Source organism: Methylobacterium frigidaeris (genome assembly GCF_022179185.1).
GTDB lineage: Bacteria > Pseudomonadota > Alphaproteobacteria > Rhizobiales > Beijerinckiaceae > Methylobacterium > Methylobacterium frigidaeris.
The window spans coordinates 52,744-67,741 of record NZ_BPQJ01000015.1 but is presented as its reverse complement, the minus strand read 5'-3'; the positions used below and the strand labels follow the sequence as shown (position 1 = coordinate 67,741).

General features: G+C 69.6%; 13 protein-coding genes. 10 read left to right on the top strand and 3 right to left on the bottom strand.

What is annotated here, in order from left to right; translation table 11 throughout:
- Nucleotide 1 precedes the first annotated feature (1 nt).
- Both MFF64_RS16945 and MFF64_RS16940 read left to right on the top strand, forming a co-directional pair.
- Entirely contained in the window at nt 2–436 is a 435-nt protein-coding gene (locus MFF64_RS16945; protein ID WP_238191637.1) for a cupin domain-containing protein, read from the top strand.
- Between the two features lie 423 nt (nt 437–859).
- A complete protein-coding gene (locus tag MFF64_RS16940) occupies nt 860–1,720 on the top strand; it encodes an outer membrane protein (protein WP_099902491.1) in 861 nt (286 codons plus the stop codon).
- 692 nt (nt 1,721–2,412) lie between these two features.
- Here the strand turns inward: MFF64_RS16940 and yddG are convergent.
- On the bottom strand, nt 2,413–3,306 hold the full coding sequence (gene yddG / locus MFF64_RS16935) for an aromatic amino acid exporter YddG (protein ID WP_238191635.1): 894 nt from the start codon (nt 3,304–3,306) through the stop codon (nt 2,413–2,415).
- An 81-nt stretch (nt 3,307–3,387) separates the two neighbouring features.
- On the opposite strand from yddG, the gene MFF64_RS16930 reads away from it, so the two are divergent.
- The 5 genes from MFF64_RS16930 (at nt 3,388) to MFF64_RS16910 (ending at nt 9,287) form a co-directional block, all read left to right on the top strand.
- Nucleotides 3,388–4,038, top strand: coding sequence for an alpha-ketoglutarate-dependent dioxygenase AlkB (locus MFF64_RS16930; RefSeq protein ID WP_238191713.1), 651 nt, complete (start codon nt 3,388–3,390; stop codon nt 4,036–4,038).
- A gap of 89 nt (nt 4,039–4,127) precedes the next feature.
- Nucleotides 4,128–5,102 (top strand): hypothetical protein, encoded by a 975-nt coding sequence (locus tag MFF64_RS16925; RefSeq protein ID WP_099902727.1) that lies wholly within the window; start codon nt 4,128–4,130, stop codon nt 5,100–5,102.
- A 235-nt stretch (nt 5,103–5,337) separates the two neighbouring features.
- Complete coding sequence (locus MFF64_RS16920; RefSeq protein WP_099902729.1) at nt 5,338–6,237, top strand: LysR substrate-binding domain-containing protein; 900 nt, start codon at nt 5,338–5,340, stop codon at nt 6,235–6,237.
- 215 nt (nt 6,238–6,452) lie between these two features.
- Complete coding sequence (gene aspA, locus MFF64_RS16915) at nt 6,453–7,856, top strand: aspartate ammonia-lyase (protein ID WP_238191711.1); 1,404 nt, start codon at nt 6,453–6,455, stop codon at nt 7,854–7,856.
- A 117-nt stretch (nt 7,857–7,973) separates the two neighbouring features.
- The gene (locus tag MFF64_RS16910; protein WP_099904167.1) at nt 7,974–9,287 is read left to right on the top strand and encodes a dicarboxylate/amino acid:cation symporter; all 1,314 of its coding nucleotides are present in this window, start codon (nt 7,974–7,976) and stop codon (nt 9,285–9,287) included.
- 167 nt (nt 9,288–9,454) lie between these two features.
- Here MFF64_RS16910 and MFF64_RS16905 read toward each other — a convergent pair whose 3' ends face one another.
- On the bottom strand, nt 9,455–10,255 hold the full coding sequence (locus tag MFF64_RS16905) for an alpha/beta hydrolase (protein WP_238191633.1): 801 nt from the start codon (nt 10,253–10,255) through the stop codon (nt 9,455–9,457).
- 230 nt (nt 10,256–10,485) lie between these two features.
- Here MFF64_RS16905 and MFF64_RS16900 point away from each other — a divergent pair, with 230 nt between their 5' ends.
- Both MFF64_RS16900 and MFF64_RS16895 read left to right on the top strand, forming a co-directional pair.
- Nucleotides 10,486–11,694, top strand: coding sequence for a pyridoxal phosphate-dependent aminotransferase (locus MFF64_RS16900; protein ID WP_238191631.1), 1,209 nt, complete (start codon nt 10,486–10,488; stop codon nt 11,692–11,694).
- 98 nt (nt 11,695–11,792) lie between these two features.
- Nucleotides 11,793–12,740 (top strand): 2-hydroxyacid dehydrogenase, encoded by a 948-nt coding sequence (locus MFF64_RS16895; RefSeq protein WP_099901524.1) that lies wholly within the window; start codon nt 11,793–11,795, stop codon nt 12,738–12,740.
- A 14-nt stretch (nt 12,741–12,754) separates the two neighbouring features.
- On the opposite strand, the gene MFF64_RS16890 is transcribed toward MFF64_RS16895, so the two are convergent.
- Nucleotides 12,755–13,198, bottom strand: a complete 444-nt coding sequence (locus MFF64_RS16890) for a hypothetical protein (RefSeq protein ID WP_238191629.1) — start codon at nt 13,196–13,198, stop codon at nt 12,755–12,757.
- Nucleotides 13,199–13,962: 764 nt separating this feature from the next.
- Here MFF64_RS16890 and MFF64_RS16885 point away from each other — a divergent pair.
- Nucleotides 13,963–14,970, top strand: coding sequence for an SGNH/GDSL hydrolase family protein (locus MFF64_RS16885; RefSeq protein ID WP_238191627.1), 1,008 nt, complete (start codon nt 13,963–13,965; stop codon nt 14,968–14,970).
- Nucleotides 14,971–14,998 lie beyond the last annotated feature (28 nt).

Below are 14,998 nucleotides of genomic sequence, written 5' to 3'. Positions count from 1 at the left end.
GATGCAAAACCTCACCGCAGCGGAGGTCGTGCGCCTGCTCGACCTCAAGCCCCATCCGGAGGGCGGGCATTACCGCGAGACCTTCCGCGATCCGCGCGAGATCGACGGGCGCCCCGCCTCGACGGCGATCTACTACCTGCTCGATATCGGCGAGACCTCGGAATGGCACCGGGTCGACGCGACGGAGATCTGGCTCTGGCATGCCGGGGCGCCGATGGTCATCACCACCAGCCCCAACGGCCACGACGCCGAGGCGCGCCATCTCGGCCCCGACCTCGCCAGGGGCCACCGGCCGCAGATCGTCGTGCCGGCCGGCCACTGGCAGACCGCCACCAGCCTCGGGGCGTGGACCCTGGTGAGCTGCACCGTGGCGCCGGGCTTCCGGTTCGAAGGGTTCGAGATGGCGCCGCCGGACTGGCGGCCGATGCCGCGTTGAGGGTGGACCGGACGTCGTCAGGGCTCCCGGACCGGGCGTGAAGCCCGCCACCGTCCCGTTTCCGGGACCGCGCCGTGTGGGGACGCCGGCGCGGATCGCCCGCGGGGCGCCGTTCCCGAGGGCGCGTTCGGGCGGATGCGTCCGTCGCGGGCACGACCCGGCGAACCCGGATCCCCCGCCCGGCGATGGGCGGTGAGACGGATGGTGCGAAGAATAAGACGCCAAGCGTAATATGAATTGTTCCAAACACAGGCGGTTTGTGCAAGGACGAAAATCCCGTTTTACAAATCGCAAACCTGCCTATCCTAGAGAAACCGAAGTTCGTCAATTTAGAACTGCAGCATGTGTTGCAGAAAAATCATATCATCCCTCTGCGGCAGCAGGCATAGTGGCGATCGCGAAACTCCACTTTCGGTTGTAGAAATGAAGAATTTCCTGGCCTCTCTGGCCGCGTTCACCGCCCTCACTACGGTTGCCGCTGCGGCCGACCTGCCGCGTCGCGCGGCCCCGCCGCCGGTCTTCACGCCGGTGCCGGTCTTCACCTGGACCGGGTTTTACCTCGGCGTGAATGCCGGCTACGGCTTCGATGCCAACAGCCGCAACACGTCCCGGTACTCGCTGCCGGCCGGATCGGTGTTCGGCTCGGAGGACACCAACGGCATCGTCACCCTCAACACCAACCGGACCAAGAACGACGGCTTCACCGGCGGCGCGCAGATCGGCTATAACTACCAGTTCACGCCGGGCTCGGGCTTCGTGATCGGCTTCGAGGCCGACGCCCAGTATGTCGACTTCGCTCGCCGCACCCGGGGCACGCTGAACTACGGCTTCACCGGCAATCCCGGCTTTGCCTTCGCGCCGCCCTCGGCTGCTGTCTTCACCAGCGGCAACGGCCTCGACTATTTCGGCACGGTGCGCGGCCGCGTCGGCTACGCCTTCGACCGCACGCTCGTCTACGGCACCGGCGGCTTCGCTTACGGTTCCGGCAGCGAGGACCAGGAATTCGCCGCCAGCAAGAAGCTCCGCGACAGCTTCCGCACCGGCTACGCGGCCGGCGGCGGCATCGAGTACGCGCTGCCCACCGACTCGTTCCTGAACTTCTTCCGGTCGAACGCCGTCACCCTGAAGGTCGAGGGCCTTTATGTGAACCTCGACAGCAAGAAGAACGCCTTCCGCGGCGTTTACGATGAAGACCTCAATGCCGCCTACCTGCGCGGTGCAGCCGCCAACACCGAGTTCGCCGTCGTCCGCGCTGGCCTGAACTACAAGTTCGGCTCGTACTAAGAGACGGCTCACGCCTTGTGCGACGAACCGGTATCCGGTTCGTCACAGGGCATGCGGCATGGTCGACGACAGGAGACGGGCGCCCCATCACCGTGATCGGGCGCTACACCAAGCTCATCGATCGCCCGCTCGCCCGAAGACGAGCCAGCGGGCCGAAACTGACAGGAGGGCAGCGCAATCTGACGTGAGTTTCTGATCGACCTCCGGATCCCCAGCCCCGATCAACTGGCCTGCGAGGTCGTCCCCCGGACGCAGCCGCTGCTTCCGGGGGTTTTGGTCGTTCGATCGACCGATGTCCCTGAGCCGTCGAAGCGGGCTCCACCACGCGGATCCACCAAGCAGAGGAAGCATTGGCAGGCCAACGATTCTTCTGCTTAGAGCCCATTTGAGTGACCGACCCGATTTAAACCCTCCGGGTCATCCCGGGACCGCGCAGCGGAACCCGGAATCCATCGCCGCTGACGGCCCCGAAGGATGCGGACAGCGTTCTGCATTTTCCCGCACTGTCCACAGTTATGAACCCCGATTTCTCGCCTTCGATAAGCCCCGGGATGACGGGGAGAGATGTCGATGCATGCGCCAGATTGATCGAGGGAGACGCTCAAACAAAATCTTAGATTTTTGCCCTACCCTGGATTTCTCTTGGCTGTAAGCTTTTACCGCAATCCGGCCACCACTTTTGCGAAACCTGCTTAGCGCCCACCCTCCACTGCCGCCTCCCGCGCCCCGCCCGCCCGCGTCGCCACCAGGGCGCCGGCCACGATGAGCCCGCAGGCGAGCGCCAGCGACCAGGTGGCCGGGGCGTAGCCGGCGGCGACGAGGATCAGGGTGGAGAGCACCGGGGCGGCGTAGGAGCCGACGCCGAGGAGGCGGATGTCGCCGCGCTTGACGCCGATATCCCAGAGGTAGAACGCCGCCCCGACCGGCCCGAGGCCGAGCGCCGCCACCGCCGCCCACTGCGCCGGCCCCTCCGGCCAGACCGTGCGCTCGAAGGCGAGGTGGCAGACCAGGCTCAAGGCCGCCGTGGCGAGGCAGAAGCCCGCCACCGCGTCGGTCGGCACCGCCCCGACCCGGCGCGACAGCACCGAGTAGCCCGACCACAGGAACGCGCAAGCCAGAGCCGCGGCGTAGCCCGGCAGGGCGGCGGCCTCGAAGGTGAGCGAGCCGCGACCGAGGAAGAGCGCGACGACGCCGGACAGGCCCAGGAGCGCGCCGGCGAGATGCGCCGCGCGCAGCCCCCCCTCCCCCGGCAGCAGCGCCGAGAACAGGACGATCAGCAGCGGCCAGAGATAGCTGATGAGCCCGGCCTCCGCCGGCGGCGCGAGGCGCAGGGCCGCGAAGTAGAGCGCGTGGTAGCCGAACAGCCCGACGATCCCGAGCGCCCACACCGAGAGGGGCTGGCGTAAGGAGGCGAGGCCCGAGGGCCGCACGATCCAGCTGGCGCAGCCGAGGAGCCCGCCGACCAGGAAGGTCATGGCAGCGAGCTGGAACGGCGGCACCGCGCCGGAGGCGGCGGTGAACAGGGCGAGCAGCGACCAGAGCAGGATGGCGCCGGAGCCAATCAGGGTGGCGGTGCGGATCGTCATGGGTCGGCTCTACCACAGCCGGGCCTGCCGGCTCACGCGGAAATCGGGTAGGACACCCACCGTCCGCCAGAGGAGCGCGCCCTGATCGAACTCGCCCCCGGCCTGATCCACCATCCGGGCTACCTCGACGCGGAAGCGCAGGCGGCGCTCGCCGCCGATCTCGCTGGCGTGCTGCGCGAGGCTCCGCCCTTCACGCCGTCGATGCCGCGCACGGGCAAGCCGTTCTCCGTGCGGATGACGAATTGCGGTCCTCTCGGCTGGGTCTCCGACCGGGCGGGGTACCGCTACCAGGCGACGCACCCGGAGACCGGCCGGCCCTGGCCGGCGATGCCGGCGGCGGCGAGGCGGGCCTGGACCGAGCTCGCCGGCTGCCCGGCGGAGCCGGAGGCCTGCCTCGTCAACCTCTACGCGCCCGGCACCCGGATGGGGCTGCACCAGGACCGGGACGAGGCGGAGTTCTCGGCACCGGTCCTCTCCCTCTCCCTCGGGGCCACCGCCCTGTTTCGCTACGGCGGCCTCTCACGCTCCGATCCGACGCGCTCGGTGCGGCTCTCCTCCGGCGACGCTCTGGTGATCGGCGGGCCCTCGCGCCTGATCTTCCACGGCGTCGACCGCATCCTGCCCGCCGATCTCCTCGCCCCCATGACGGGGCCGGTCCTGCCCGAGGCGGTGGCGGCAGGCGGGCGCCTCAACCTGACCTTGCGGCGCGTCTCGGCGATCCGCCCCGCTTGACAGACCGGCGCGCACGGCCGACGCATCCGGCGAAGTCCCGACACGCCGCCCGATCCCGGGCGGCCTGTGCCAACCCAGAGACGAGTCTGATGTCGACGAGTCCCCTGTCGCTGCGCGTCCTTTCGGTGCGCGTCCTGACGCTCCTCTCCGTCCTCGTCGGTCTGCCGGCCGGAGCGCTGGCAGCCGATCCGGTCTACCCCCCGGGCTCGCGCTTCGGCTTCGAACCGGCCAAGGACATGGTGGTGTCGCGTCGCTTCACCGGTTTCGAGCGGCAGAACGGCGGCGCCACGGTCTCGGTGGTCGAGCTGCCGCCCCAGGCCTACAAGGATCTCACCGCCAACTTCACCGACGAGAACCTGAAGAGCCAGGGCCTCATCGTGAAGACCCGCGAGACCCTGAAGCTCGCCGACGGGCGCGAGGGCCTTCTGTTCACCGGCGAGCAGCCGATCGAGCAGCCCGCCGGCGCGCCGGCCCTGCACAAATGGGTCTTCCTCGTCTCGGACCCGACCGTCACCGGCATCATCATCGGCCAGACCCTGCCCGCGGCCGAGCCCGACGAGGCGATGCGCGCGATGCTGACCAGCGTGCGGGTGCGCCCGGCCCTCACCCTCGACCAGCAGGTCGCGGCCCTGCCGTTCCGGGTCACCGAGACCGCGGGCTTCCGCCCGGTGCGGGTGCTGGGCGGCAACTCGGTGCTCTACACCGACGGGCCGAAGGACCAGATGCTGAACCTGGAGCAGCCGATCCTGGTGCTCGCCGAGGCGGTGCAGCCGGCGCCGTCCGCCGAGCAGCGCGACGCCTTCGCGAAGGCCGCGCTCTACTCGAACCAGACCATGAAGGACTTCGCGATCGAGCGCTCGCAGAGCTTCCGCCAGAACGGCGCCGACTGGCACGAGATCGTGGCGCGCGCCACCGACGTGCCCTCGGGCACGCCGGTGGTCGTGTCGCAGACCATCCGCTTCCAGCCCGACGGCTATTTCCGCGCCGTCGGCGTGGTGCGCGCCCAGGACCGCGAGGCGATGCTGCCGCGCTTCCGCAAGGTGGTGGACAGCGTCGCGTTCTGAACGCGTCTCTCCCACCCGCGACCTCGTCCTGAGGTGCCGGCCGATCGAAGGTCGGCCGGCCTCGAAGGATGGGTCCGGAAACCTCCCCGATCCGTGGAGCCCTCCTCCGATGTCAGTCGATGTCCCATCGGCCGACACCTCGGGATGAGGTTGTGAATGGGACGAAGTCTGTCGATCATCCATCGAGACGCGGAGGCGGCGCGCGCGGCAGCTCCCGCCCACCCGGACGAAAGCGATGGAACTCAAGTGGATCGAGGACTTCCTGAGCCTCGCCGAGACCCGCAGCTTCTCGCGCTCGGCGGAATCGCGCGTCGTCACCCAATCGGCGTTCAGCCGGCGCATCCGCTCCCTCGAGGTCTGGCTCGGCACCGCGCTCCTCGACCGCAGCACCTATCCGATCACGCTCACCGCCGACGGCCGCCAGTTCCTCGAGACGGCCGAGGAGGTGGTGCGATTGCTCAGCCTGAGCCGCGCCGATTTCCGCGCCCGCAGCGACGGCGCCGGGCTGCCGGTCGTGACGATCACGGCGCTCCACTCGCTCTGCCTGTCGTTCCTGCCGCGCTGGCTCGGCCGGATCCGTGACGCGCTCGGGCCCGTGGCGAGCCGGGTGCTGCCGGACAACTTCAACATCTGCGTCCAGGCGCTCGTCGAGGGCGGCTACGACCTGCTCCTGACCTATCACCATCCGGGCATCCCGATCCCGCTCGACCCCGAGCGCTATCCCTGCCGGGTCGTCGGGCGCGACAGCCTGGCGGCGGTGGCCGCCCCACGCGGGCTGGTGCCGGATGCGCGCGGCCGGCTGCCGCTGCTGCAATATTCCCGCGGCTCGTTCCTCGGCCGCCTCGCGGGAATCGCCCAAGGGGCGGAGGACGCGCCGGCGACCTACCCGGTCCACACCAACGAGAACTCGATGGCCGAGGCCCTGCGCTCGATGGCGCTCGGCGGCCACGGCATCGCCTGGCTGCCGCGCAGCCTGGTCGAGCCCGAGATCCGGGCCGGCGCCCTGACGGTGCTCGGCCGCGAGATGCCGATGGACATCCGGCTCTACCGCAGCGCCGAGCGCCACCGCTCGTTCCTGGACGAAGTGTGGGCCGTCGCGGCGGAGGACCCGCCAAACTATTCGGATGCGGAATAGTTCCTGGCAAACATAGCATTGGCGCGGTGCCACGGCCGGGATTATCCCGCCGCCATCCGGTGACGGCGCCGCTTTTCCTCAGCGAACCGGCGGGCACGGCCCCGGCTCATCTCCGTCCTTCGACGCGGCCCCGCCGCCTGCCCGCCATCTGGCGCGCCGGCTCGCGCCCGCGCGGCCAGAATTCCAGCGTCAGGAGCCCTCCCTTGACCGCCAACATGACCCGCATCGAGCACGACCTTCTCGGCGACCGGGAGGTGCCTCGATCCGCCTATTACGGCATCCACACCCTGCGCGCCGTCGAGAATTTTGCGATCACCGGCACGACGCTCGCCACCTGCCCCGACCTGATCCGGGCGCTCGCCGCGATCAAGCAGGCCGCGGCGCTGGCCAACCGCGAGCTTGGGCTTCTCGATGCGGAGCGCTGCGACGCCATCGTGGCGGCCTGCATCGAGATCCGCAACGGCGCCCTGCGCGACCAGTTCGTCGTCGACCAGATCCAGGGGGGTGCGGGCACCTCGACCAACATGAACGCCAACGAGGTGATCGCCAACCGGGCGCTCGAGCTGCTCGGCGCCGCGCGCGGCGATTACGGTCGGCTGCATCCGAACGAGCACGTCAACATGGGCCAGAGCACCAACGACGTGTACCCGACGGCGCTCAAGATCGCCGGGATCGGGGCGATCCGTCGGCTGGTCGACGCCATGGCGGCCCTGCGGACCAGCTTCGAGGCCAAGTCGGACGAGTTCCGCGACATCCTCAAGATGGGCCGCACCCAGCTCCAGGACGCGGTGCCGATGACGCTCGGCCAGGAATTCGGCACCTACGCCCGGATGCTGGCGGAGGACGAGGCGCGCCTCGGCGAGGCCGAATTGCTGATCCGCGAGATCAATCTCGGCGCCACCGCGATCGGCACCGGCATCACTGCCCACCCGCTCTATGCCGGCCTCGTGCGCGAGCGGCTCTCGACTCTCACCGGGATCCCGCTCATCACCGCGGAGGATCTCGTCGAGGCGACGCAGGATTGCGGCGCCTTCGTGCAGGTCTCGGGCGTGCTCAAGCGCGTCGCCGTCAAGCTGTCGAAGACCTGCAACGACCTGCGCCTGCTCTCGAGCGGGCCCCGGGCGGGCTTTAACGAGATCAACCTGCCGGCGCGCCAGGCCGGCTCGTCGATCATGCCCGGCAAGGTCAACCCGGTGATCCCGGAAGTTGTCAACCAGGTCGCCTTCGAGGTGATCGGCAACGACGTCACCATCACCTTCGCGGCGGAGGCCGGGCAGCTCCAGCTCAACGCCTTCGAGCCGGTGATCGCCTACAGCCTGTTTCGCAGCCTCGCCCATCTGGAGGCGGCCTGCCGCACCCTCGACGTCCATTGCGTGCGCGGCATCACGGCGAACCGCGAGCGCCTGCGCGCCAGCGTCGAGACCTCGATCGGGATCGTCACCGCGCTCAACCCCTATATCGGCTATCGCAACGCCACCGCCGTCGCTATGGAGGCGCACGCCACGGGCCGGGGCGTCTACGACCTCGTGCTCGAGAAGCAGCTGATGGCCAGAGACCAGCTCGACCGGGTGCTTCAACCCGACCAGCTGACGCGCCCGCAGGCCCTGACGGCACTCTAGTCTCGCCGCCAATCCACGGACGGAAACGCCAGACATCCGCGGGAGACCCGGGGCGCGCACAGACCGCGCCCGGGGCCCTTGCCGCATATCCGTTCACCCTTGGGAGGAACATGAGAAATGGCACAGGTTGAACCGACCGGGCGCTCGGGCCGGCTGACGCTCTACACCGGAATAGGCCTCGCCCTCGGCGTCGCGGTCGGCGCGGTGCTGCACGGCATGGCGGCGAGCCCCGCCGAGGCGAAGGAGATCGCCGGCTACTTCACCATCGGTACCGACATCTTCCTGCGGCTGATCAAGATGATCATCGCGCCCTTGGTCTTCGCCACCATCGTGGCGGGCATCGCGAGCTTCGGCGACACCAAGGCGGTCGGCCGCGTCGCCGGTTACGCCATGGGCTGGTTCCTCACCGCCTCGATCGTCTCGCTCTCCCTCGGCTTCCTCGTCGCGAACATCTTCCAGCCCGGCGCCAGCCTCGGCCTGCCGCTGCCGGATGCCGCGGCCCCGACGGGGCTCAAGGCCGCCTCGATCAACCTGCGCGAGTTCATCACCCACGTCTTCCCGACCAGCATCGTGTCGGCGATGGCGACGAACGAGGTGCTGCAGATCCTGGTCTTCTCGGTGTTCTTCGGCTTCGGCCTCAGCGCGATCGACCGTGCTTACGCCGATCCGATGGTGCACATGCTGAACGGCCTCGCCAACGTGATGTTCAAGGTCACCGACGCGGTGATGCAGGTGGCCCCCCTGGCGGTCTTCGCCGCCATGGCGTCCGTCGTCACCATCCAGGGCCTCGGCGTGCTCATCGACTACGGCAAGTTCATCGCCGTGTTCTATCTCGGCCTCGCGGTGCTGTGGGCGCTCCTCATCGGTGCCGGCTGGCTGGTGCTCGGCAACAGCGTGGTGCGGCTGCTGCGCCTGCTGCGCACCCCGATGATCGTCGCCTTCTCGACCGCGAGCAGCGAGGCCGCCTTCCCGCGCACCGTCGAGGTGCTGGAGCGGTTCGGCGTGCGGCCCCGCGTCACCGGCTTCGTGCTGCCGCTCGGCTACTCGTTCAACCTCGACGGCTCGATGATGTACCAGGCGCTGGCCTCGCTGTTCATCGCGCAAGCCTTCGGCATCCATCTCGGCGTCACCGAGCAGCTCACCATGCTCCTCGTGATGATGGTGACCAGCAAGGGCATCGCCGGCGTGCCGCGCGCCTCCCTCGTCGTGGTGGCCGCGACGGTGCCGATGTTCGGCCTGCCCGCCGCCGGCATCCTGCTGATCATGGGCGTCGACCAGATCCTCGACATGGGCCGCACCGTCACCAACGTGCTCGGCAATGGCCTCGCCACCGCCGCGGTCGCCCGCTGGCAGGGCGAGATGCAGGAGGGCGAGGACGAGGCGGCCGAGGCGCCGGCCGACCTGCCTGTGCCGGCCGGCAAGGCGGCGTGAGGTGAGAGGGCCGGCGGTCCCAAAGCCGCCGCCGGCCAAGTGCGAGCTGCAGACTTGACACCCCTCCGCGTCATTCCGGTCTCCGCTACGCGGCCCCGGAATGACGCGGAGGATTCGATTTCCCTCGGTCAGATCAGAGGCACCAGTCGAGTCACATGGGCTCGGCCCTACTCCACCCCCGCCAGCACCTCGACGACCTTCTCTGGATTAGGCACCTCGACGTCGTGCGGCACCGCCAGTTCCCGGTACTCCCAGCCGGATTTGGCCTTCGCGCGCTGCCGGCTCGGCTCGATCGAGGCGAGCGCCGGGGCGGTATAGGCAACGTAGAGCACCGGCAGGCCGGCGCCGGCGGGCTTCGTGAGCCGCACCGGGCTCTCGTAGGTGCCGATCGGGTGCGGCCGCAGGCGCTGCATGAACCAGTCCTTGGCCGGCCCCGCCGGGATCGGGAACGCCTCCGGGCCGGGCACCGGCAGCGCCACGCCCGCGCCCTGCTCCAAAGCCGTCTTGCGCCGGGCATCCGCCATGCCGGCGGGAAGGATGGTGAAGGCGGTGTCGCCGTTCTCGGGGATCAGCGCGTCGAGGTAGACGATGTGGCGGATCCGGTCGGTCATGCGGTCGGCGACCCCGGTGACCGCCATGCCGCCATAGGAATGCCCGACCAGGATGACGTCGCGCAGGTCCTCCGTGGCGATCACGCTCGCCACGTCCTCGATATGGGTCTCGACCGTGATCTGGCGCGACAGCAGGTGGCTGCGCTCGCCGAGCCCGGTCTGCGTCGGCGTGAAGACCCGGTGGCCTCGGCCGCGCAGGCCGGCGGCGACGTCGCGCCAGATCCAGCCGCCGCCATAGGCGCCATGCACCAGCACGTAAGTCTTTGACGCACCTTGCGCCTGCGCGGCGCCCGTCGCGAGGGCGGCGGCACCGAGGGCGGAGACGCCCGCCAGGGCCGTTCTGCGGTTGACCGTCACGCTCGTTTTCCTCCGGTTGTTCGTTCTTGAGAGCGTTGTAGCGGTCCTCCGGCCCAGGTCCACCGGCAAAGGTCCGGCGGTCGAGGTCCATCGGCAGGAACCCGAGCGACATATGCGTGGAGTGCGGCTCGCGCGCCGCCCCGCCGATGCTATGGAGGAACCACCGACACGCTTGCCACCATCGATCCCGCCACCGAGACGCTGGCACCACACGAGGGCACGAGCCACCGATGACCCACGCGGAGACCACCACGCCGGACCTCGCCGCCACGCTGTCGCCGCGGATGCGCGGCATCGGCACGAGCCAGATCGGCCTCGTCGCCGACCGCGGCCGGGACGATCCCGAGGTGGTCAAGCTGTGGATCGGCGAGGGCGACCTGCCGACGCCGCCCTTCATCGTCGAGGCCGCCCACCAGGCGATGGTGGCGGGCCACACCCGCTACGCCACCTCGCTCGGCCTGCCGCGCCTGCGCGAGGCGTTGAGCGCCTACCACGCCCGGCACTGGGACGTGGCGATCCCGCCGGAGCGCTTCGCCGTCACCGCCGGCGGCATGAACGCGATCATGCAGGCGGCCCAGGCCCTGCTGGAGCCCGGCGACGAGATCATCATCCCCTCTCCGGCCTGGCCGAACCTGGCGGAGGCGGTGCGCATCACCGGCGGCGTGCCGGTGACGGTGCCCTACCGGGTGCAGGCCGACGGGCGCTTCGCCCTGCCGCTCGCCGACATCGAGGCGGCGATCACCCCGCGCACCCGCGTGATCGTGGTGAACTCGCCCTCGAACCCGACCGGCTGGATCATGCCGCTCGACGAGATGAAGGCACTGCGCGACCTCGCCCGGGCGCGGGGCCTGTGGATCATCGCCGACGAGGTCTACGCCCATTTCACCTACGGCAACGCCATCGCGCCGTCCTTCCTGCAGATCTGCACCGAGGACGACCGGCTGGTCGTCACCAACACCTTCTCGAAGAACTGGGCGATGACCGGCTGGCGCGCCGGCTGGCTGATCGCCCCGCGCGGGCTCGGGCCCACCTTCGCCAAGCTCGGCCAGTACAACACCACCTCGATCCCGACCTTCATCCAGCACGCCGCCGTGACGGCGCTCGAGGAGGGCGACGGCTTCATCCGCCAGATGGTCGCCCGCTGCGCCGAGAGCCGCGAGATCCTGGTCGCGGGCCTCTCCCGCCTGCCGGGCGTGACCGTGTCGGTGCCGGAGGGCGCCTTCTACCTGATGGCCCGCGTCGCCGGCCCCGGGACCCCGCGCCCCGAGGAGACCAGCCTCGACATCGCCTTCCGGCTCCTCGAGGAGGCGAAGGTCGGCGTCGCGCCGGGCACCGCCTTCGGGCCGGAGGGCGAGGGCTTCATCCGCCTGTGCTTCGCCATCAGCCCGGGCCTCGCCCGGGAGGCGGTTGCCCGCCTCACCCCGGTCCTCGGCCGCTGAGCAGAGCTGCATGGCGCAACTCTGCTTGGCTTAGTGTTTGTGCATCATTCGCCGAACCGGCAGCCACTCCGGCGAATGATGCTCAGAGGGAGTGTCAGATGTCCGAGCCGATCGCCTTCCTGGGCAACCTCGACGCGGAGGAGGAGGCCGACTTCCTGGCGGCGCTGTCCGCAGCGCTCCCGGAGGAGACCATCCGGCCGTTCCGACGGTTAAGCGCGGCGGAGCGCGCCGGCATCCGGATCGCCATCGTCGCCAATCCCGATCCCGCCGAGGTGGCGCTCCTGCCGAACCTCGCCTGGATCCAGAGCCTGTGGGCCGGGGTCGAGCGGCTGGTGCGCGATCTCGGGCAGAACGGCGTGCCGATCGTCCGCCTGATCGATCCCGAGCTTGCCCGCACCATGGCCGAGGCGGTGCTGGCCTGGACCTACTACCTGCAGCGCGACATGCCGGCCTATCGGCGCCAGCAGGAAGCCGGAACTTGGCGGCAGCTCGCCTACCGGCCGCCGTCCGAGGTCACCGTGGGGCTCCTGGGCCTCGGGGCGCTCGGGAGCGCAGCGGCCGAACGCCTGACGGGGGCGGGCTTCCGGGTCGCGGCCTGGAGCCGCTCGCCCAAGGAGGTGCCGCCGGGGGTGACGGGCTTCTCCGGGTCCGAGGGTCTGGCCGACCTGCTCGCGGCGAGCGACATCGCCGTCTGCCTGCTGCCGCTGACCGGGGAGACGCGCGGCCTCCTCGATGCCGGGCGGCTCGCCGGGATGAAGCCGGGGGCGGCACTGATCAATTTCGGTCGCGGGCCGATCGTCGCGACCGACGCGCTCATCGCCGCCCTCGATGCGGGGCAGCTCTCCCATGCGGTGCTGGACGTGTTCGAGGTCGAGCCGCTGCCGCCGGAGTCACCCCTGTGGCGCCATCCCGGCGTGACCGTGCTGCCGCACATCTCCGGGCCGACCACCCCGGCCAGCGCGGCCGCGGTCGTTGCCGGCAACCTGCGCGCCTATCGCGCGTCGGGGCGGATCCCGGCGGCCGTGGACGTGATTCGCGGATATTAGGGGGGCGCGTCCGCTCAGGCGACGCGCCGGAGACGAAGGCCGGGGAGCGGCGCCACGGCGGACCCTCCGTGGAGATCCGTCGGTCCCGCCTGCCGCAGGCGCTGCAGCCAGTCCAGGGCGCTGCGGGCGGCCTCCTCGGCCCGGCGCGCGCGAGCCTCGGCCGCCTCGATCGTCGCGGCCGCCCGCTCCTCCGCGGCGCGGGCGGCATCCTCCGCCGCACGCACTCTTGCCTCGGCGGCACGCACCCGCGCCTCGGCCTGCGCCTCGCGCGCGGCGGCCTCGTCGAGGCGCTTGTGCGCGCTGCGGAGCAGGGTCTGGGCCTGAAGCTCGCGATCCCGGTTCGGTGTCCCGTTCTCGCCGGGCCCGCGCGCGGCTCTCCGCACATGCGCGATCAGCGCGTCCCAGTCCCGCGGCGGCGAGCTGCCGTCGACCGGCGGCAGGCCCTCACGCTCGTTCATGGCACCGATCGACCGGAGCACATCGGCGAGATTCGTGACGAAGCTCCGCTCGAGCTGTTCGCATTCGCTGCCTGGTCGTGTCGCGCGAGTGCTCTCGAAGACGTCGAGTCCCATGACGTATGTCCCGTGGGCCTTGTCGGGCCATTGATGAGCGTTGAGTCCGACAATCGCGTACCATGGTTAATTCGCAGTTAAGCATGAAACATCCCGGTGAGCCCCAAGGCTCGCCACGACGGACAAGCGTTCGCCGTTGCGACCGGTTCGTCGTCGCAAATACACGCATGGGGCATGACGCCGGCACAATGCGGCTGATACTGTACTGGACCACCACTCCGCATCAGGACAGGCGACGAGACCACCATCCGCGGCCCGCTCCGTTGATTCGCAGCGATCGGCCGCCGGTCATTTCGCTGCCTGAGCCAGGTCGTCGAGGCAGACTTTCGCTGTCACGCGTGCAGCGCACAAGCCGAGCGGCCGGACAACCAACCATCGAACGGCGTGTCGGATCTTGCTGAAGGCCGGATCGTCCTATAAACTGACAGAATATTGGTCACATATCTTTCGTGAACGCTCGCACAAGGATGCCGTGCGGCTTGTTTCTGAATTTGTGCAAATCATGTTGGCAGAGTTAGCAAAACTCAAGTCTTTTTGACGGTCAGGTCATCATCAGAATCCCATTGATCGTCGATGATGGCGGGCACAAAGAAGAATTCCTTGATCCAACATCGATCGTTTCGCGCCGTCCGACACGGGAGGAAGACAGCATGGCGGACGAGATCCTGGCCCAGGACGAGATCAACCGGCGCATCGAGCGGGACATCGCCCAGCGCGTCGCCGTCCACAAGGCGAACATCGCCCGACTCGCGACCGCCCAGGCGAGCGCGAGCCTGCTGCGCGCCCCGATCCTCAACCGCCCCCTGGTTCTTCTCGCGCAGGGCGACAGCTGGTTCGACTATCCCCTGACGGGGAACGGGCTGCCGCTGGTCGATACCGACGTCATCGCCCAGCTGCGCCGGATCGGCCCGATGCCGCCCACCATCCTCAACCTCGCCCATCACGGCGACGCCGCGGTCGGGATGATGTCCCTGGAGAAGCAGTCGCGGATGATCGCTGCCCTGCGCGATCCCGCGAACTGGATCGACGGCAAGCCGGACGCGATCCTGTTCTCGGCCGGCGGCAACGACATCGCCGGGGAGCAGTTCTGCATCTTCCTCGATTTCAACGACGGGCGGAACCGCGGCCTCAACGCGGCGCGGTTCGATGGTGCGCTCGGCATGGTCGAGGCCTGCTACCTCGCCCTCTTCGCCATGCGCGACCGGGTATCGCCCGGCGTCCCGATCCTCGCCCATTGCTACGACTTTCCGATCCCGAACGGGGCGCACCCGCCCTGCGCCGGCCCCTGGCTCAAGCCATCGCTCGACTTCTGCAACTGGTCCACCGCGGCGGGAACCGCCATCGTTCGGGAAGCGCTCGTCGCCTTCAGGGCCATGCTCGCGCGGCTCGCGTCCAACGCAGCCTACAACTTCCACCTGATCGATACGCAGGGCACGCTTTCGGCCGCCGAATGGGCGAACGAGCTTCATCCCACCCCTGCGGGCTTCGCCAAGATCGCGAAAGCCGTCTCGGCGGCCCTGGACGAGCTCCCGCCGCCTCCGGCGAGGGCCGAGGCGCTCGCCGCCCTCGCGGCGCCGGCCGCGGGACAGGGCGCGCTGCCCGCCGAGCCGAACGGCGGCGGGGTGCCCGGTCGCGGCAAACGTCCAGCGAAGCCCTAAATCCGAAGTCCTAAGTCCTCAGGCGGCA